This is a genomic window from Chryseobacterium sp. CCNWLW53, assembly GCF_037083525.1.
Lineage (GTDB): Bacteria > Bacteroidota > Bacteroidia > Flavobacteriales > Weeksellaceae > Chryseobacterium > Chryseobacterium lathyri.
The window spans coordinates 124,364-143,698 of the sequence record NZ_JBAOJR010000004.1 but is presented as its reverse complement, the minus strand read 5'-3'; the positions used below and the strand labels follow the sequence as shown (position 1 = coordinate 143,698).

Below are 19,335 nucleotides of genomic sequence, written 5' to 3'. Positions count from 1 at the left end.
TTTTAGGTTTATATGTACTTAATATTTCAGGATATAAAACTTTTGAAACTAAAGTGTTAAAAAACAAAAAACTTTTGTGACTTTTATGGTTTAAAATTTCCAATAAAAAAGATTCCACTCACTTGAGTGGAATCTTTTCGTTTATTTTTTAGTGTTATCCGTTTTTCCCGATTTGTTTTTGGAAGATTTCTGAACATCTTCTTTATCAATATCAGGTGGATTGCTTTTTTCGGAGGAAGCAGGAATATTTTGAAAATCCTGATTCTGCTTTTTCGTTTCTGCTGAATTGGCAGATTCCTTTTTTTTGTTGTCTTCTGAATTCATAGCTTTACATTTTTTAGAGTCCTAAAACACCGAGCTTGCCGGTTTCATCTTCTATGGTATAATCCAAAGCTTTTGCCAAAACGAAAATATTATTAAGATTTTCCATTAATTGTTTGCGGCCTTCCGTTCTCAGCTGATTCTCATTAATAGATTTAACCGCAGTTTCTTTAGCCTTCTGGGTCACATTTTTAATGTCTTTTTCAGAGATCCTGTTGAAAAAAGAATCGTCCAGCGATTGGATCTCAACGCTTGGAGTAATTCTTATTTCCGCATCGGGAAGCTCAATGATAACCAGTTTTTTGTTGATAGAATCTACTTCTATCTTCATTTTATTAAGATCATAAGAAACCTGTGCATTGGTTTTGGTGTAGGTAATAATACTGTTGTTTGAAACTTCTTTACCAAACATCTCATAGCCCATCTTGGTTTTTTGCATGCTGGACACATTCTGTTCCATGACGACCATTTTGTTCATTTTAGAAATCTGGTTGGTCAGAATATAAAAATCCGATTTCTCTGTCTTTTCACCAAGATTAAAACATGATTTAAGCCCGAAAAACAGGATCAGCATAACGAGAATTCCCGCTGCAAATGATAGGATTACTTTGTAATTTCTCAACACTATTTGTTAAAAATTTCTTTGATTACCGAACTGTCATCTTTTTTCAGAATGTTTACCAGATCTCTTTCAATATATCCGCTGGTAGGCATTTCTATGATTCTTCCGATCTCTTTGCCATATTTTTCTACAATAATAGTAGGAACTTTCTGGATATTATAGCGTACCTCGTCTCCGGTAGGAGATTCTTTCTTGCGGTTAACAGCAATGATCGTCAGTTTGTTATCAGGATATTTCAATTCCTCAAGTATTTTCATCAGTCTTGGGAAATCTCTGTGGCTGTCTTCACACCAGGTCCCCATAAAAACAACAAGAGAATACGAAGTGAGTTTGGCTTTTCTAAGTTCACCGATTGCCTTTTGGTCAATGGCATATTCGTCATGCTCTTTCACATACCAGTCTGCGTACGGAGCTTTTAAGAACTGCTCTTTGAACTGGTTTCCCAAAAGCATTTTGCCGTCGTTCTGAGTTTCTACTTCACGGTTCATCACCACTTTCTGGGCACTGAACTGCTGGGAAGCCAAAACAAGACATGAAACAGCAACAATATTGGTAATAAATTTTTTCATATTATTTTTCGATAATTGTTTTTAAATCTGCAGGGGAGTAGTACTTATTCTTAAGAACTTTATGGTCTGCTTTTCTGTAGACGTTAAATTTCTCTCCTGATTTTTCATAAAAAGATTCTACTTCTTTTTCTTTATAAAATGCTACAGTTTCCTCTGCCTGTTCTGCATTATCGCATGCTTTAGACATATTGGAACGCTGTACTTCGTTGAATAGCTCTACAAATTTATTGCCAAGTCCGAATTCCAGTACAGCTCCGCTTAAAACATATTGAAGATCACACAGGGCATCAGCTATTTCTACGATGTCATTATCAGCAATAGCCTGTTTTAATTCATTTAATTCTTCCTGAAGAAGCTCAACTCTAAGGTTGCATCTTTCCTGAGACGGGATTTGTGGTGTATCTAAAATAGGGGCTTTAAAAGTGGTGTGGAATTCTGCAACTTGGTTCAGACTGTCAATTTTATCCATGAATTTTATTATTTACAGCAAAGATAGAAAACGATTTTGGAAAATGTGTAATACCCATTAGATATCTGTTCTGATAAAAGGTTAAATAATCGTTGACTACAAACGTGTTTTCACTAACAATCCACAGTTTAAACTGTGGATTATATTTTTAATTTTGAAATGTATTAATGAAAATTTTTGAACCTTTAATTCTAAACCATTAAGGATGATTAAGCTTTTAAGGATTTACTTGAAAAATTCTCTTGATTTTTCTTAACTTTTCTTAATGGTTTAAGAATATAAACAGCTATTCCAGTTCTTCATATTTCCAGATACCGGAAATGTTTAAAAGTATTAATCCCGGCTGCCATTCCCCGTAACTGAATACGCAGATATACTTTGATTGACAAGATCTGCAGTCTGTTCCAAAATATAGGGTAGGTAAATCACTTACCGTTAACTCTCCAAGATATAATATTCTACGGGAAGTTTCAGTAACGATTTTGTTTTCTAATAATTCATTTCTGGATAAAACTTTATCTTCATTGTAAATCTCAAAAATCGGGAATCCGGATTTATAAGGAAATATTTCAATTGAATTTTCCTGACCACAATCACAACATGTGAATTTTGTTTCAGCAGCCGGAACTGTTTCATCATTGCTGAAATGATTTTTTGCAATAGCCGCCTGCCTGATAAGTTTTATTTTTTTTGATATTGAATACATCTGAGTTTATTTATTGCTGTATCACTGTGCCGACCTGATTGTTATATTTTCCGCTCGGACTTTTTTTGATGGTAATCTTTACATATCCTTCCTGTGCCAGCTTATTCCATGTTTTTTGATAGCCTGTTGTAACATCAATCGGGATTTTCCACATCGTCTGTTTTCCTCCGCCAATCTGGTTAAACCAAGGAATGACATCGGCCGTTTGAGACTTGAAAGGTAGTAAATTATTCAGGACATCTATTTCATAGTAGAAATCATATTTATTTTCAGGCTGATTTAAAGCTCTTTGTGAGAAAGTATACACATATCCATTGATGATCGGGCTTGTAAAGCTTCCTCCTAAAGTAGGAACGCCTGTTCCGTCATAGCTGCCAATAGCGCCACTATACCTGTCGAATTTTTGCCCTGCCTGAAACGGAACATCATCAACGATATTGTACCCGCCGTTTGCAGGAGGCCAGCCACCATTAAGATTATTAGCGTTGAATAATGCTTCTAACTCACTCCATTTCCCAAGTTTATACAAATCAAATGCCTGATTTCTGATGGCCTGGCTTACAGTTCCGGCCGGATCGTAGGTTAAAGCGAATTCATCTGCGTTTTTATAGAACACATGGGTAACGACTCCCGTAGGGTGATCAGTTTCTTCATTGTCCGAACTACAGGCAACTGAAAATAATACAGTTGTCAATAAAAAGATGTACTTAAATAAATGTTTCATGGTAAAAGTTTTTATAGTTATTTTTTTAAAGCTGTTCTTTAATTTAAAATATTGGTTTTATGAAATAAGCTTACTTCAACAATTTATCATTGCAGGATCATTTTGAGAAATAAAAATTAGGATGAGAGGCTTATATGTTATGAATTGAAAGACCAATATAAGAATGTATCTAGCCTGATCGAGTAACGGTACAAAGAAATTTGAATGATAAATTTAAATTAAAATTTTTAAATTTTAATGAATTTTATTTAAATAAATAATTATAAGTAAATTTTAAACACTTATGCGTTGTTTTTGAAGTTTAATTTGCATTGTAAATTTCCGTGGGAATTTTTAAAATCATCTGGCATAAAAAAAAGACTGCCCGAAGGCAGTCTTCCAAAGTGTTTACTTAATGGTTATTAATTTTTAATGAATCTCTTGGCAGCTTCTCCAACCTGGATCATATAAGCGCCTTTGATAAGTCCGCTTACATTTACACTACCTCTTTCCAATTTTCCTGAATTGATTAGTTTTCCACCCATATCGAAGATTTTATAATCTTCTGATGTCGTGTTTGAAATATGTAATAGGTCTCTTACTGGGTTGGGATATAACTTGATATCAGTGATCAGATCTTTGGTATCAGTAAGCTCTCCTCTTCCTGAAGAAACAATATTCAGGGTATAATCTTCAACCTGACCATAAGTATAAGCTTCACATGAAGAAGTAGGTATAGAACTATACTTCATCATGACTCTCATTCTTGTAGCACCAACAGTTGCAGTTGCAGGGATAGTAATACTTCCTGTTACAGGAGTAGTGGTAGAACCCGCTTTAGACCAAGCTAATTCTCCGCTGTCCGTAAAGTCACCATCACCATTGTAATCAATATATACAGCATAAGCTTCGCTGTAAACAGTTGAAGTCCATGTTGGAGTTATTGAGATAGTGTAAGCGCTTCCTCTTGTTACATTGGTGGAAACTGAAGTGAAGTTTTCATATCCCGCAGTTCCTGTTGAAGTATTGTTAATAGTTCCGAATTTCACATTTCCGATTCTTTCATCTGCTGTATTGCTTGCAGAAGATGAGCAGTAAGTTACCGTACCTCCGGAAAGTGTTGTAACGCTTACTGTATTACTTGAAGGCGATACATTTCCTGCTGCATCTTTAGATTTAACACTAAAGCTATACGTTGTGGCAGGTGTTAAACTTGTTACCGTATAGGTTGTAGATGCTGTGGAACCGATCAATGAAGCACCTTGATAAACATCATAACCTGTAACCGCCACATTATCCGTAGCGCCGCTCCAGGAAAGATTAGTCGTGGTAGATGTAGTTCCGGAAGCTGCAAGGGTAGGAGCCGTAGGAGCTACCGTATCTGTGCCTCCTGAACCTGCATTTACAGTGATATTTGCATTATTTACATCAAAGAAAATATGGTTGGATCCTTTTACCATAATTCTTCCTGTTGTCGTAGACGAATTTGGAATAGTTACAGCCTGCGTTCCATCATTTGGAGTTCCGGCAAGAAGGGTAGTCCATGTATTTCCGCTGTCTGTTGACCAAAGGATATCTACATTCGCCGCATTTACATTATTGGCTGTTGTTCCCGCCACATTCCATGTTACGGTTTGTGAGCTTCCTCCTGAATAGGTAGTAGCTGAATTTTGTGATGAAACACTGAAAGGTCCTGCCGTTGCATTTACAGTAATCAGGGCATCATCAGAATTATTTCCTGAACCTCCGGCTCTGTTATCACGAACGGTAAATCTGAAATTTAAAGATCTTGCTACATTGGACAGTGCTTCCACTGTAATTTCTGAACCTGCAGTAGTAGTGCCTCCTGTTAAGATGGATGCCATTCTTGGGAAATATCTTGTTGGAGAAGTGGTAGGGGTCCATGATCTGAAAGTAGGACCTGATGCTTTGGTAGCACTTGCTGCAGAGCTTGCTCCGGTTTGGGATGATGATGCATTATCCATCTGTTCCCAAATGTAAGTTAATGAATCTCCGTTAGCATCAGTTCCTGTTCCCGTAAGCATAAACGGTGTTCCTTTCGGAATGGTATAATCAAGGCCGGCATTCGCTGTAGGAATGGCATTTCCTGTAGAAGTGCTTACCGGACATGTTTTAGCTTTGATATTATTGGTGATCTGCTGAATGCTTATCGCATGGAAAAATGCATCGGAATGAGGTTGGATATCCTGAGCAGTAATCCCTGCATACCCCATAATGGTTGATCCTGAGCCCGGTTCCATATTAGCACCGGTTCCTTCATTATTCATAGAGAAGGTATGGTTTCCTCCAAATTGATGTCCCATTTCATGGGCAACATAGTCGATATCAAAATTATCTCCTGAAGGAATAGCGTCTGCCGGTGAAGTATATCCGCTTCCTTTTGAACCGTTTGTACAGACACATCCAATACACCCAGCGTTTCCGCCACCTCCGGAAGCTCCGAATAAATGCCCGATGTCATAATTGGCTTCCCCGATCACTGAAGTCAGTGTGCTTTGAAGCTGTGAATTCCAGTTGCTCATTCCTGAAGCTGCAGAATAGGGGTCTGTAGAAGCATTGGTGTAAATGACAGCGTCATTGTTGGCGATCAGAACCATTCTCGCTGCAAAATCTTTTTCAAAAACACCGTTTACACGGGTCATTGTATTGTTAATGGCAGCAAGAGCATTTGCTTTAGTACCTCCAAAATACGTTGTATATTCTCCTGTAGTGGAAAGAGCTAACCTGAATGTTCTCAGCTTGGCATCATCCGCATTCGGTCTGGCAGTCTGGGTATTATTGGATACTCCTTTTTGGGCTACGTCGATAACTGTACATTCAAATTTATTGAGATCGTCTTTTTTGTCCGATTTTCTGTATACAACATAAGACGAAAGATCTTTGGCGTAGGGTTCAATAAAAACTGCAGATTTGTCACCATAAATCTCCATAGAAGAAAGACCAAGTGAGGAAATACTGAAATAAACTGTTGAATTGGAATCCGTCAGGCCTTCACCTACATAAGATTTAATATCCGGATATTTCGCGGCTAACTGAGGGTCAAAATTTGAATTTTCTCTTACTTTAAAATTCTCCATCTTTCCTTCAGAATTAGGAAAAGAAATGATAATTTCTGATTTTTCTCCCGGGGCAAGCCTTTTTGGAGCTCTGTTGAGAGCGTTTTTTAATCCTTCAAAATCTAGACTATAGATTTTCGGATTGTTAATTGAGGTTTTGTTTTCAAAAATTTCTGAAGGTGCTTTTTTTGAACCTTCACTCCAGAGACGATCAGTCTGCGCGAAAGAAATGCCCGTAATAAGAAGCATTCCAATCATGGATAGTTGTTTTTTCATAAATTATTCATTTAGATTGTGGAATATCAAAGCTAATAAAAAATAATTTACGAAAAACAAAAATATTTAAGAAAAATTTAGAGTATACATCTAATTTATTATGTAATACATTGAAAATATATTATCTCAAAAAAAGTAAATAGCATACGCAAAATACGTATGCTATTTACTTATCTTAATATAAGTCTAAATTTACATCTGGTCGTCAGCAGTCGGTCCGTATAAACCAGGAACGGTATTTCCTGTTGCTCTCAGATAAACAATCAGCTCACCTCTGTGATGATATAAGTGATTGTATAAAAAAGAACGGATCACCTGAATTTTTGGCATAGGAGGAAAAAGTGCATTTCCACCCATTTCCATTTTCCATTCGTTAAAATAGTTTCCTTCATCTGAATTTTCTAAAACTTTCTGAGCTTTGGCAACGTTTTCTTCAAATTTTGCTAAAATATTCTCGGCTTTAGAAATATCACCTTTGTCATATTGATAAGTTCCCATATCAAAAACATCAAGATTAAAGGTAGAATCATACCAGTTATACACTTCTGCAATATGAGAAGCTAATTGTCCGGTAGTCCAGTTTTTTTCAGATGGCTTCCAGTTTAAAGCACTATCAGGAATTGCTTTTAAAAGATTTCTTGTGCTTTCTGCTTCATGCAGAAATTCACCTAGGAGGGCTTGTTTGATCATTTGTGAGTGTATTTAAATTATTTTGTAATGTCTCTTCCTATTACCAGTCTCTGGATCTCTGATGTTCCTTCACCGATAGTACATAATTTGGAATCTCTGTAGAATTTCTCAGCAGGGAAGTCTTTTGTATATCCATAACCTCCGAAAATCTGAACAGCATTGTTGGAAATTCTTACACAAGCTTCAGAAGCATACAGTTTTGCCATTGCCCCCTCTTTGGTCATCTTCTGCTTAGCATTTTTCAATGTTGAAGCTCTCTGAATCAAAAGTTCAGCAGCATCAATTTCAGTAGCCATATCTGCCAGCATAAAGTTGATAGCCTGGAATTCAGCGATTGCTTTTCCGAACTGATGTCTTTCTTTAGCATATTTTAAAGCCGCTTTATAAGCTCCTCTTGCAGTTCCTAAACTTAATGCTGCAATAGAAATTCTACCCCCGTCCAGAATTTTCATAGCCTGTTTGAATCCTTCTCCTACTTCTCCCAAACGGTGTGAATCCGGTACACGAACATTATCAAAAATAAGTTCAGCGGTCTCAGAAGCACGCATTCCCAGTTTGTTTTCTTTCTTTCCTGAAGTAAAACCAGGCATTCCTTTTTCCAGAACGAAAGCAGTAGAGTTATTTTTAGCACCTATTTCACCTGTTCTTGTCATTACTACGGCAATATCTCCTGAAATAGCATGAGTAATAAAGTTTTTCGCTCCGTTGATGATCCACTCATCACCGTCTTTTACAGCAGTAGTAGACATACCTCCTGAATCAGAACCTGTATTGTGCTCTGTTAACCCCCATGCTCCGATCACTTTTCCTGAAGCAAGCTGCGGAAGCCACTTATTTCTCTGCTCTTCATTTCCAAACTCATAGATGTGATTGGTGCAAAGTGAATTGTGTGCTGCCACAGAAAGACCAATTGATGGGTCTACCTGAGAGATTTCATCCAGAATAGTAACATATTCATGATAGCCTAAACCGGAACCTCCGTACTGCTCAGGAACTACAATTCCCATAAATCCCATTTCTCCTAACTGGTGAAATAAGTCTTTTGGAAACGTTTGGCTCTCGTCCCATTCCATAATATTCGGTCTGATATTTTTCTCAGCAAATTCTCTTGCTGTTTCTGCTATCATTTTAATGTTGTCAATAGTCTCTGTGTTCATATAGATAAAATAGTTAGTTCCCAAAGATAATTAAATTGACGGAAAGCCAAAAATAATTATTTAGCTCATAGGGCTATATACGCAATATTTTAATAATCAATTTTTTATATTTTGATAATTAATGATTTTTTAATGAAAAATTCAGAACTTCAAGTGTTTTAATTTACTATTTTAGTCACCCAATTTTTAAGAATGAAAAAACTTTTACTACCTGTCATTTTAATTTCATCATTTGCTGTTGCCCAGGCTCCTGCCGGTTATTATGACGGAACAGTAGGGCTTACAGGCTATGCACTGAAATCTAAGCTGCACGATATTATTTCTGAGAAAAATGTCAACTGGCATTATGGTGATTTACCCAATCTATATAATCAGACAGATCTGGATAAATATTATGATCATGGACCAGCCAATACTACTATTTTATTGGATATTTATTCAGAGATCCCTTCCGGCCCTGATTCTTATGAATATACATCAGCCAGCTTAATAAGTACTTCAGGTGCTGAAGGATTGGGGTATAACAGAGAACATGTAGTTCCACAAAGTACTTTTAACAGTGATTATCCTATGTATTCTGATTTACATTTTGTGATCCCTACGGATGCAAGAATCAATCAGCTTAGAAATAATTACCCTTATGGTGTCGGAAATTCCACGGTTCATTATACATTTACCAACTCATCCAAAATTGCCAATAGTGCTATTCCCGGTTATATTTATACGAATAGAGTGTATGAGCCTGTGGATGAATTTAAAGGAGATGTTGCTAGGATGCTGCTCTATTTTGCTGTAAGATATGAAGGTAAACTGCCTTCATTTAATTACTCAACCAATATTAATCCTGCGATAGACCGATCTCCCCTGGATGGAACTGCAGAACGGGCTTTTGATCCTGCCTATATTTCGATGCTTCTTCAATGGCATCTTCAGGATCCTGTATCTCAAAGGGAAACAGACCGAAATAATGCCATTTATACCATTCAGAAAAACAGAAACCCTTTTATTGATAACCCTCAATGGGTAAATTCTATTTGGGTGCAGACCCCTGATGCTTTGGCGCCACAGGCTCCTTTAAATTTAAATTCCATTCAATCCGGAGCTTATTTTACTCATTTAACATGGTCACCAAGTACAAGCTCAGATGTTATCGGATATAATATTTATCAGAATGGCATTTTATTAACCACCACAAAATCTACATCAATAGTTATTGATCATCTGACACCTTCTACCTCTTACTCGTTTACGGTAAAAGCATATGATCAGGGCTACTTGCAGTCTCCTGATAGTAATGCAGTTACTGTATCCACATCAGCTGCAGATATAAATTCAAAGGATCTTTTTATCGTTAAATATATTGAAGGGACGGGTAACAACAAAGCTTTGGAAATTGTAAATAAGACGGGCCATGAAGTAGATTTAAACAATTACAGCATAAAAGTACAATATTACAATAGTGTAAGTGATTCTTATTATTTTGGTAACAGTTTTGAACTTGAAGGAAAAATACCTAATAACGAAAATTTCGTCATTCTGAACCCTAAATCTGCATTATCATGTTACACCAATAATGATGCACGCTTTCTTACAGCAGGTGATGCTTTGACTTTTGCAGGAACCCAATATATAGAGCTGGCCTATAAGTCAGCAACAGTTGATGCTATAGGAAGCAAGTTTGTAAGTAATTCATACGGAGATGTTTCTCTTTACAGAAAAGCTACGGTAAGCCAGCCAACAACTACTTTCACTGTCGGTGAGTGGGATTCCTATCCCGCAAATTATTGTCAGAATCTGGGGGGAACCTTATCTGCAACCGATCTGATTACTTCCAACAAAGAGTTTAAAATATATCCGAATCCTGTTCATGATGATCTTTTTGTAAGCGGAGAAACTCAGGATATAAAAACAGCTCAGGTATTGGATCTTTCGGGGAAAGTAATTTATACAGAAAATGATCCGTTCAGAAATAAGAAAAATATTTCCATACAGAATCTTTCAACAGGATTATATCTCTTAAAACTTGATGATAAAACGTATCAGTTTATCAAAAAATAACAAGTAAATGTCATTGCGAGCGGAGCGAAGCAATCTCATAAAATATACTGATGAAGTTATTATTTAAAGCATCATTGATATAAGCAGATTCACTAATAATCAATATCTATAAGTGTTTCTGCTTATATTTTTTATTTATAAGTAATTATGCTTATATTTGCATAATGATAGCGGTCATAACCGGTGATATTATAAATTCACAGCATGCAGACACAGAAGTTTGGATCACCAGACTCAAGAATCTCCTGGAAAACTGGGGAAGCTCACCGCTCGCATGGGAAATCTACAGAGGAGATGAATTTCAGTTCAAGTGCAGTATTGATGAAGTATTTTGGCGTTTTCTAGCCATTAAGTCCCTCATAAGAAGTCAGGAAAATTTAGATGTAAGAATTGCAATAGGCATCGGTGAAGAGAATTTTTCCTCTGAAAAAATCACCGAATCCAACGGAACGGCCTATGTACATTCCGGAAGACTGCTCAACGACCTTAAAAGTGACGGGCACACCGTTTCTATAAAAACCTCAAACGAAGCTGTAGACAGGGATCTGAATATCCTTCTGAAATGGTCTTCAAAAGATTTCGACAGCTGGACGGTAGCCACGGCAGAGATCATTCACGAAATGATCATGAACCAGGATATCACACAGGAAGATCTCGCCAGAAAATTTGCTATTTCACAGTCCTCGGTAAGCCAGAGACTGAAACGCGCCAACTACGACCTTATCGTAGAAACTAATCAATATTTTAGAAAGAAAATCTCAGAACTGTAAGCATGATTTTTACTAAACTCATATTGGCACATCTACTCGGAGATTTTATTCTTCAGCCAAATTCCTGGGTTGCAGATAAGGAACGCCGTAAGCTGAAAAGCCCATATTTGTATCTTCATGTTCTGATCCATACCGTTTTAAGCTTTGTTTTTCTCTGGAATACAGATCTGTGGTGGGTTTCATTGCTTGTCGGGATTACCCATTTTATTATTGATGCCTCAAAACTGATCTTCCAGACTGTAAAGAACAAGAAAAGATGGTTCTTCATAGATCAGCTGCTGCATATTCTTGTCATTGCTGGGATCTCATTTTATTTCAAAGAATTCAGTTTTGATTTTCTGCAGAATCAGCAATTTTTGAAAATATTGTTGGCTGTATTGTTCCTTACAACACCGGCTTCAATTTTTATTAAGATAGCATTGTCTTCCTGGACTCCGGCCCCGGAAACACAAAGCAGTATACAAACCGAATCTCTGTCGAGTGCAGGAAAATATATAGGAATTTTGGAACGTCTCCTGGTTTTCACCTTTATTATGGTGAATCATTGGGAAGGCGTGGGTTTTATGGTTGCTGCCAAATCAGTTTTCAGATTCAGTGATCTGGCACAAGCTAAGCAGAGAAAACTGACGGAATATGTGCTTATTGGCACATTGCTGAGTTTTGGACTGGCTGTTTTAACAGGAATTTTAATTAAGTAATATAAAATAAATCTAACTAATACGAATTTAGAAATGGAAAAGAAAGAAATGTTGTACGAAGGTAAGGCAAAACAAGTATTTGCTACCGATAATCCTGATCAAGTAGTAGTACGTTTTAAAGACGATGCTACAGCATTTAATGCTCAAAAAAGAGGATCTGTTGATTTGAAAGGTGAAATGAACAACGCCATCACAACTTTGATTTTTGAATATTTAAATGAAAAAGGGATTAAGACTCATTTCATTAAGCAATTGAACGAGAGAGAGCAATTGGTAAGAAAAGTATCAATCATTCCTTTGGAAATGGTAGTAAGAAACTACTCTGCAGGAAGCATGGCTCAAAGATTAGGAGTGGAAGAAGGAATTAAATCTCCGGTTACCATTTTCGATATCTGCTACAAAAAAGACGAATTGGGAGATCCGCTTATCAACGATCACCACGCCGTTTTCTTAGGTGCTGCAACCTATGAAGAGCTTGATGAGATGTATGAGCTTACTTCTGACATCAACGAAATCCTGATCGATCTTTTCGACAAAATGAATATTATCCTGGTCGATTTCAAAATTGAATTAGGAAAAACTTCTGACGGTGAAATCATCCTGGCAGACGAAATATCTCCTGACACTTGCAGACTTTGGGACAAAGACACCATGAAAAAGCTGGATAAAGACAGATTCAGAAGAGATTTAGGAGAAGTTACCGAGGCTTATGTAGAAATCTACAATCGTCTTAAAACTCTTCTTCAGAAATAAGATTTTAGATAAAAATTAGATGTTAAGTTTTTGTATTTAACATAATATTTAATTTTTCATCTAATTAAAATCTATCAAAATAAAATCTAGATTAGAAAAAATAGAAATGAAAAGTTTAGACATTCATAAAAGTGAATATTTAAAACAATTTGAGACTCAAACCTACGGAAGAAATCTTTTCAGAACGCAGGAAGAAGAAAGATTGGACGCTCCGAATGAGGAGTGCGGAATCTTCGGAATGTATTCTGATAATGATCTTGATACGTTTTCTCTTTCGCAGTTCGGGCTTTTTGCTTTACAGCACAGAGGTCAGGAGGCGTGTGGTATTTCTGTTTTAAAAGACGGAAAAATTACCAATATGAAAGATGAAGGTTTGGTTTTGGATGTTTATAAAGAGATCCAGGATCCTGAAGCTTTTATGGGAAATTCTGCAATCGGACACACTCGTTATACGACTGCAGGTGACAAAAAGAAGTATAATTTCCAGCCATTTTTCGCGAAAAACGAATATGACCAGATTATTCTTTCTATAGCGCATAACGGTAACCTTACCAATGCGAGAGAATTAAAAAATGAATTGGAAGCTGAAGGCGTAGTTTTCAGAGCTACTTCCGATTCTGAGGTTATTTTAAGATTAATTCAAAAAAATCTTGATTTAGGACTTCGCGGAGCCATTAAGGCGACCATGGAGAAAATTGAAGGCGCATATTCCGTAGTGGGAATGACAAGAAATAAATTCTTTGCTTTCAGGGATTTCAACGGAATCCGTCCGTTGGTTTTAGGAGCTGTTGACGAAAAAACTTACGTTGTAGCTTCCGAATCTGTTGCATTGGATGCCGTAGGTGCCCAGTATGTACGTGATATTTTACCTGGTGAAATCATTTATACGAATGAAAACGAACCGGGTAAGCTTAATTCTTACATGGTCAATGAAGCGAGAGGCAAGCAAAGGATTTGTTCTTTTGAATACATCTATTTCGCAAGACCTGACTCTACTTTAGAAAATATCAATGTATACGAGATCAGGGAGAAATCCGGTGAAAAGATCTGGGAACAGGCCCCTGTAGAAGCTGATGTAGTAATTGGAGTTCCCGATTCAGGAGTTCCGGCTGCTATTGGTTTCTCCAAGGCCTCAGGAATACCTTTCCGTCCGGTTCTGATTAAAAACAGATACATTGGAAGAAGTTTCATTGTTCCGACACAGGAAATGAGAGAAAGAGTAGTGAACCTTAAGCTTAATCCTATCATTTCTGAGATCAAAGGCAAAAGAGTTGTGATCATAGATGATTCTATTGTAAGAGGTACCACTTCCAAAAGATTAGTAAAAATTCTGAAAGATGCAGGAGTAAAAGAGATCCACTTCAGAAGTGTTTCTCCACCTATTATTGCTCCATGCTACTTAGGAATAGATACCCCTTCGAAAGATGATCTGATTTCGGCCAACATGACTACCGAAGAGCTTAGAGATTACCTGGGGGTAGACTCTCTGGAATTTTTAAGTACAGACAGCCTGAAAGAGATTTTAGGATCTTCCAACCACTGTTTCGGATGTTTTACAGAAGAATATCCGGTAGGAAAAGGAGAGGAGGTAGAATTGTTTAATTAATATTCTATCCATTTGAAATAAATGAAAGAGCCAGATATAAAAATCTGGCTCTTTTTGTTTTTATAAATGTATCAAAAGTTTAATATTCCTGTATCATACAATATAAAAGCAAGTTTTAATTTTATATTATTAAAACTTCATATGAAAAACGTATTCTTAACAGGTATTTTTCTGGTATTTGCTCATTTGTATTCCTCTCAGTCTTTCGATAAGCAGGCACACCGCGGAGGAAAGTCCTTATATCCCGAAAATACAGTTCCGGCTATGAAGAATGCTCTGAAAATGAACATCACAACGCTGGAAATGGATCTTGCTATTACAAAGGACAAAAAAGTAATCCTTTCCCATGACGCTTTTCTTTCTCCCGAATTAGTAACAAAGCCCGATGGAACTTATATTCCCAAAGACTCAGGTTTTTACTATAAAATTTATGATATGCCTTATGCTAAAATTCAAACATTTGACGTAGGCTTAAAGAAACTTGATAACTATCCTGATCAGAAGAAAATAAAGGCCCAAAAGCCTCTCTTTTCAGAAGTAATAGATGCATGTGAGGCTTACTCCCGTAAATTGAAAAGACCTTTACCTTTTTATAATATAGAAACAAAAACACGTCCTTTTTCTGACCATATATTTCATCCTGAACCAAAAGAATTTGTAGATCTGATGATGAGCATTATTCTAAAAAAAGGAATTCAGGACCGGGTAATCATTCAGTCGTTTGACCCCAGAACACTGGAAATCATTCATAAGGAATACCCTAAGATCATGACTGCTTTGCTGGTGGAAAAAGTTGATGATAAAAAGTTGGCACAACAGCAGGCTCATTTCAAAAATATTCCTGCAGAGAAATTCAGGCAGTATCCTGATCATCTGAATGGTGTATCAGGAGATATGAAATTTCTGAGTTTTACCCCAACCATTTACAGTCCTGATCACACACTTGTTACTTCAGAGCTTGTACAGGAATGCCATGCATTGGGTATGAAAGTTATACCATGGACTGTCAATACCAAAGAAAGGCTAAAAGAATTAAAAGACATGGGAGTAGATGGAGTGATCAGCGATGATCCACGAATATTCTAATAATTTGAGTTACGCGGGTACGGGTTTGAGAGTCAGAGAGTTTTGGGTGCCGTTGACAATTGGTATAAGATTCATTATTCTAAAATCACTTTCTACGTCAGTAAAAACGAAAGTCCGGACTTAAAAATTTTAAGTCCGGACTTTACTATAGGTTAAATAATTGATTGTCCTCTATTAGAATTTATAATTCAAGCCTAACTGAAACGCTCTGTGGTTCAATGGCTCAGTACCCTCAGGCTTTTGGTTTCTCATATCCGTAAGACTGTTGATATATCTTGCGTTGATCCCAATATTTTGAGTAATATCATATCCAAGACCTAAACCAAGACCTAAGTTAAACTTGTTAACATTATCTTTATTAATGTCTTCAGAGTTAGATACAGACTGAGTGGTTGTAACTCCTCCTGTAGTTGTAGAAATAGTACTGTTTCCGGAATTTTTCCCGTTAATGAAATAGCTGAATTCAGGACCTGCTTCTACATAAAATTTCTCTGTAGGTCTCATCTGTACCATTAAAGGAACTGAAATATAGTTCATGGTAGTTTTGTAATCGCTTTTCGTTTTAATATTAGTATCACCAACAGTTACATCAGTGGAAGAGATTACACTTTTCGCTCCTAACTGGTTGTATAAAACTTCCGGCTGTAAGCTGAATTTCTGAGAAAGTGGAATATTAACTAAAACCCCCGCATGAAATCCGATTTTCTGGTTGTTAAGGCTTAGTTTCTGCTCACTGAAATAAGATGAGTTTCCACCCGCTTTAATACCGAATCTGATAGGTTGTGTTTCTTTTTTGATTGGCTCTGTGCTTACTGTTTTTGTTTCTTGAGCAAACGTCATCATGCCAGCAGCAACTGCCAACCCTAGAAATAACTTCTTCATAATTTTATTTTTTAATTTTACTATTTTACTTTTCACCTGATTTTTCAATCAGACTTGATTTATTTTGCAAAATGCTTGCCAAACTCCAAAAACCCTTATTTAAAGGGCTTTTATGAAGGTTTTTCACATTACCTTGTCTATGCTTTTAACTGTTTTTTAAGAAAAATTATATTATGAAAATTTGTTTTTGAAAGATGATTGTAAGTGAAATTGACTTTATGTTGATGATTTGACACAAAGTTAAAATTGAAAATATGAAATGTTGTTTCCCTTGATAGGATACAAAAATGCCGGACCAAAAAGATCCGACATTAACTTGAAAATAATATATCTCTATTTGAATTTATAAGCTAAACCAACCTGTAATGCATTGTTTCTAACGGCATCGTATGAATTGTACTTGTAGATATCTGTAACTCCGGCCGTGAATCTGGCTGTAACTGCAAGATTTTGAGTGAAATAATAACCGGCTCCGATACCTATTCCAAAATTGAATTTATTGAATAAATCCATAACAATTTTATCAGAATAACTCTGTGTACTGCTTGCTCCGTCCTGATTACTGGTTTGAGTGAGGTCACCTTTGGATCTCCCACCCAGAAGGAATCCGAATTCAGGACCTGCTTCTACATATAGTTCAGGCAACAGATTGTACTGAAGCATTAATGGTACTGAAAGATAGCTTAAAGAAAGGGTTTCTTTATTGTTCATTCTGGCGTCAGGAATATCAAAGTTGATGGTGCTTTCTATTTTTGAGCCCAATCCGTTATATAATATTTCCGGCTGAACACTGAATTTGCCTGAAACCGGAATATTGACGAAAGCTCCTGCATTAAATCCAATCTTTGACTTTCGCTCATAATTCGACCAATAATAAGTATCCTCATTTCCATCAGTGTGAGAAGAAATGTTCATTCCTCCTTTTACTCCAAAAGTAATGGGAGATTTAGATATAGTCTCTGTTTTTTCCTGTGTAAATGCCAATGAGCCTGCCGTAACGGCTAATCCTAAAAATAACTTTCTCATATTATTATTTGAATTTATAAGCCACACCCACCTGGAATGCATTATTTCTAACAGTATCCGCACTGTTTTCTTTAAAGATATCTGTGATACCCGCAGTAAATCTGGCTGTTACCCCAAAATTCTGTGTAAAATAATATCCTGCTCCAATCCCGATCCCGAAATTGAATTTATTATATAAATCTTTAACAATTTTTTCTGAAAATGTTGTTGTCTGCGTAGTCGTAGTATTTCCGGAAGTTTTGGTAGTGGTAATATCACCTTTATCTTTTCCTCCTAACAGAAATCCAAATTCCGGACCTGCTTCTACATAAAGCTGAGGGAGGATATTGTACTGTACCATTACAGGTACGGCAAGATAGCTCAGTGTCTTTTTATAATCTACTTCTCTGGTGTATCTGTCAGAATTGGAGTAATACACTTCTCTTTCTTCAGTTTTTGAACCTAACTGGTTGAAAAGAAGCTCCGGCTGAATGCTGAATTTCTCTGCTACCGGAATATTGGCAAATACTCCAGCGTTAAAACCAGGCTTCAGTTTCTGGTCATTATCATACTGATCCACTTTGCTTAGTGTTGAAGCGTTGAATCCTGCTTTAACCCCAAAAGTAACGGGTGTAGAAGATTTTGTTTTTTCTTGAGCATTAACCGAAAGGCTTGCTGCAATTGCTAATCCTAAAATTAGTTTTTTCATGGTTATAAAGTTTTAACTTATTTCTCCGTACTTCAGCAAAATTCCCGCCAAAGAGAATAAAATGACAAAAATCATGTTAAACGCGAAAAAGTCAGGCTTAAATGAATAAACCTGACCTTTTCTATTTGAAATCAATTTATATATGAAGAAACTTTGCTGTAGACATTTATAAAATATATATGCTTTCAGCTTATCTACAAATGGCAAAATTCTTGCCAAAAAAGATGAAGATATTGTGTGTATAAAAAAACCGAATTAAATAAATTAATCCGGCTTTCTATTGAATATAAAATTTGTTTCTGAATGTTAAAGCTTACTATTTGAATTTATAAGCTAATCCTACTTGGAATACATTGTTTTTTACTGCATCAGATCCGTTAGGTCTGTCTTTAGCAACGTCTGTAAGACCAGCAACATATCTTGCTGTAAGTCCGAAGTTCGGAGTGAAGTAATACCCTGCACCGATACCAATACCAAAGTTGAAAGTTTTCAAATCATCTTTGTAGTTATCGGAAGTAGAAGAGTTTCCGTTATTTTCGTTTTTAATTTTGTTTTTTGCACTTACCAAGAATCCGAATTCCGGACCTGCTTCTACATAAAGATTAGGGATCAGGTTGTACTGGAACATTACCGGTACAGCGATATAATCTAATTTAGTTGAAGAAGAATACTTAGTCCCTAATAGAGTGTAATCTGCTTTTGCACCATATTGAGAATACAATACCTCCGGCTGAACACTGAATGATTCTGCTACTGGAATATTCGCAAATACACCTGCATTGAAACCGATTTTAGATTTTTGATCATCCAAACCTTCGTCTTTAGAAAGAGAAGATACGTTCATTCCACCTTTTACACCAAATGTTACCGGGTTAGAAGAAGATGATGGAGTCTGCTGAGCAAACGCTAATGAACTTGCAGTTACTGCCAATCCTAAAATTAACTTTTTCATAACTTTAATTTTTTTAATATTTTACTATTCTAATTTTAAATTTTACTACTGTCAAAAACTTACTACCGAGTTTGACGCAGATTATCTTTCAAATTGCTTGCCAAAAACAGATAACATGATAAAAGTCAGTAAAAAAAGCAGCCTAAATTACAAGCTGCTTTTATTTAAAATATTGATTATTAATAATTTACATTAAAAAACAAACGTTTGTTTAGAGATAATCTAA

Annotated in this window: 19 protein-coding genes; 6 read left to right on the top strand and 13 right to left on the bottom strand. The window is 36.2% G+C overall.

What is annotated here, in order from left to right:
• Positions 1 to 141 precede the first annotated feature (141 nt).
• The 9 genes from V6R96_RS13840 to V6R96_RS13800 all read right to left on the bottom strand — a co-directional run bounded on the left by V6R96_RS13840 (position 142) and on the right by V6R96_RS13800 (position 8,590).
• Complete coding sequence (locus V6R96_RS13840; RefSeq protein WP_034730159.1) at positions 142 to 324, bottom strand: hypothetical protein; 183 nt, start codon at positions 322 to 324, stop codon at positions 142 to 144.
• Between the two features lie 13 nt (positions 325 to 337).
• Complete coding sequence (locus tag V6R96_RS13835) at positions 338 to 943, bottom strand: DUF4230 domain-containing protein (RefSeq protein ID WP_336379436.1); 606 nt, start codon at positions 941 to 943, stop codon at positions 338 to 340.
• A gap of 2 nt (positions 944 to 945) precedes the next feature.
• The gene (locus V6R96_RS13830) at positions 946 to 1,512 is read right to left on the bottom strand and encodes a thioredoxin family protein (RefSeq protein ID WP_223559529.1); all 567 of its coding nucleotides are present in this window, start codon (positions 1,510 to 1,512) and stop codon (positions 946 to 948) included.
• Position 1,513: 1 nt separating this feature from the next.
• Positions 1,514 to 1,981, bottom strand: coding sequence for a nucleoside triphosphate pyrophosphohydrolase family protein (locus tag V6R96_RS13825; protein ID WP_073063272.1), 468 nt, complete (start codon positions 1,979 to 1,981; stop codon positions 1,514 to 1,516).
• A gap of 286 nt (positions 1,982 to 2,267) precedes the next feature.
• Positions 2,268 to 2,687: a hypothetical protein gene (locus tag V6R96_RS13820; protein ID WP_336379437.1), complete on the bottom strand. Its 420-nt coding sequence runs from the start codon at positions 2,685 to 2,687 to the stop codon at positions 2,268 to 2,270.
• Positions 2,688 to 2,697: 10 nt separating this feature from the next.
• Entirely contained in the window at positions 2,698 to 3,411 is a 714-nt protein-coding gene (locus V6R96_RS13815; protein ID WP_223559527.1) for a glycohydrolase toxin TNT-related protein, read from the bottom strand.
• 401 nt (positions 3,412 to 3,812) lie between these two features.
• Positions 3,813 to 6,743 carry a reprolysin-like metallopeptidase gene (locus tag V6R96_RS13810; protein WP_111953312.1) on the bottom strand — a complete coding sequence of 977 codons (2,931 nt, stop codon included), beginning with the start codon at positions 6,741 to 6,743 and terminating at the stop codon, positions 3,813 to 3,815.
• Between the two features lie 192 nt (positions 6,744 to 6,935).
• Positions 6,936 to 7,433 carry a DinB family protein gene (locus V6R96_RS13805; protein WP_111953314.1) on the bottom strand — a complete coding sequence of 166 codons (498 nt, stop codon included), beginning with the start codon at positions 7,431 to 7,433 and terminating at the stop codon, positions 6,936 to 6,938.
• 17 nt (positions 7,434 to 7,450) lie between these two features.
• Positions 7,451 to 8,590 carry an acyl-CoA dehydrogenase family protein gene (locus V6R96_RS13800; protein ID WP_111953316.1) on the bottom strand — a complete coding sequence of 380 codons (1,140 nt, stop codon included), beginning with the start codon at positions 8,588 to 8,590 and terminating at the stop codon, positions 7,451 to 7,453.
• A 192-nt stretch (positions 8,591 to 8,782) separates the two neighbouring features.
• Between V6R96_RS13800 and V6R96_RS13795 the strand changes: the two genes are divergently transcribed.
• From V6R96_RS13795 to V6R96_RS13770, 6 genes are all read left to right on the top strand, one after another.
• Positions 8,783 to 10,648: an endonuclease gene (locus V6R96_RS13795; protein ID WP_336379438.1), complete on the top strand. Its 1,866-nt coding sequence runs from the start codon at positions 8,783 to 8,785 to the stop codon at positions 10,646 to 10,648.
• Between the two features lie 164 nt (positions 10,649 to 10,812).
• Positions 10,813 to 11,418 carry a SatD family protein gene (locus V6R96_RS13790; RefSeq protein ID WP_111953320.1) on the top strand — a complete coding sequence of 202 codons (606 nt, stop codon included), beginning with the start codon at positions 10,813 to 10,815 and terminating at the stop codon, positions 11,416 to 11,418.
• A 2-nt stretch (positions 11,419 to 11,420) separates the two neighbouring features.
• Positions 11,421 to 12,116 carry a DUF3307 domain-containing protein gene (locus tag V6R96_RS13785; RefSeq protein ID WP_336379439.1) on the top strand — a complete coding sequence of 232 codons (696 nt, stop codon included), beginning with the start codon at positions 11,421 to 11,423 and terminating at the stop codon, positions 12,114 to 12,116.
• A 33-nt stretch (positions 12,117 to 12,149) separates the two neighbouring features.
• The gene (gene purC / locus V6R96_RS13780; protein ID WP_223559523.1) at positions 12,150 to 12,869 is read left to right on the top strand and encodes a phosphoribosylaminoimidazolesuccinocarboxamide synthase; all 720 of its coding nucleotides are present in this window, start codon (positions 12,150 to 12,152) and stop codon (positions 12,867 to 12,869) included.
• A gap of 106 nt (positions 12,870 to 12,975) precedes the next feature.
• The gene (purF, locus tag V6R96_RS13775) at positions 12,976 to 14,475 is read left to right on the top strand and encodes an amidophosphoribosyltransferase (RefSeq protein ID WP_111953326.1); all 1,500 of its coding nucleotides are present in this window, start codon (positions 12,976 to 12,978) and stop codon (positions 14,473 to 14,475) included.
• A 141-nt stretch (positions 14,476 to 14,616) separates the two neighbouring features.
• Positions 14,617 to 15,561: a glycerophosphodiester phosphodiesterase family protein gene (locus V6R96_RS13770; protein WP_336379440.1), complete on the top strand. Its 945-nt coding sequence runs from the start codon at positions 14,617 to 14,619 to the stop codon at positions 15,559 to 15,561.
• Positions 15,562 to 15,735: 174 nt separating this feature from the next.
• Here V6R96_RS13770 and V6R96_RS13765 read toward each other — a convergent pair whose 3' ends face one another.
• From V6R96_RS13765 to V6R96_RS13750, 4 genes are all read right to left on the bottom strand, one after another.
• Complete coding sequence (locus tag V6R96_RS13765) at positions 15,736 to 16,443, bottom strand: porin family protein (RefSeq protein ID WP_111953607.1); 708 nt, start codon at positions 16,441 to 16,443, stop codon at positions 15,736 to 15,738.
• Between the two features lie 333 nt (positions 16,444 to 16,776).
• Entirely contained in the window at positions 16,777 to 17,469 is a 693-nt protein-coding gene (locus tag V6R96_RS13760) for a porin family protein (RefSeq protein WP_336379441.1), read from the bottom strand.
• Positions 17,470 to 17,473: 4 nt separating this feature from the next.
• A complete protein-coding gene (locus V6R96_RS13755; protein WP_111953328.1) occupies positions 17,474 to 18,157 on the bottom strand; it encodes a porin family protein in 684 nt (227 codons plus the stop codon).
• A gap of 316 nt (positions 18,158 to 18,473) precedes the next feature.
• On the bottom strand, positions 18,474 to 19,109 hold the full coding sequence (locus tag V6R96_RS13750; protein ID WP_111953330.1) for a porin family protein: 636 nt from the start codon (positions 19,107 to 19,109) through the stop codon (positions 18,474 to 18,476).
• Between the last annotated feature and the right edge of the window lie 226 nt (positions 19,110 to 19,335).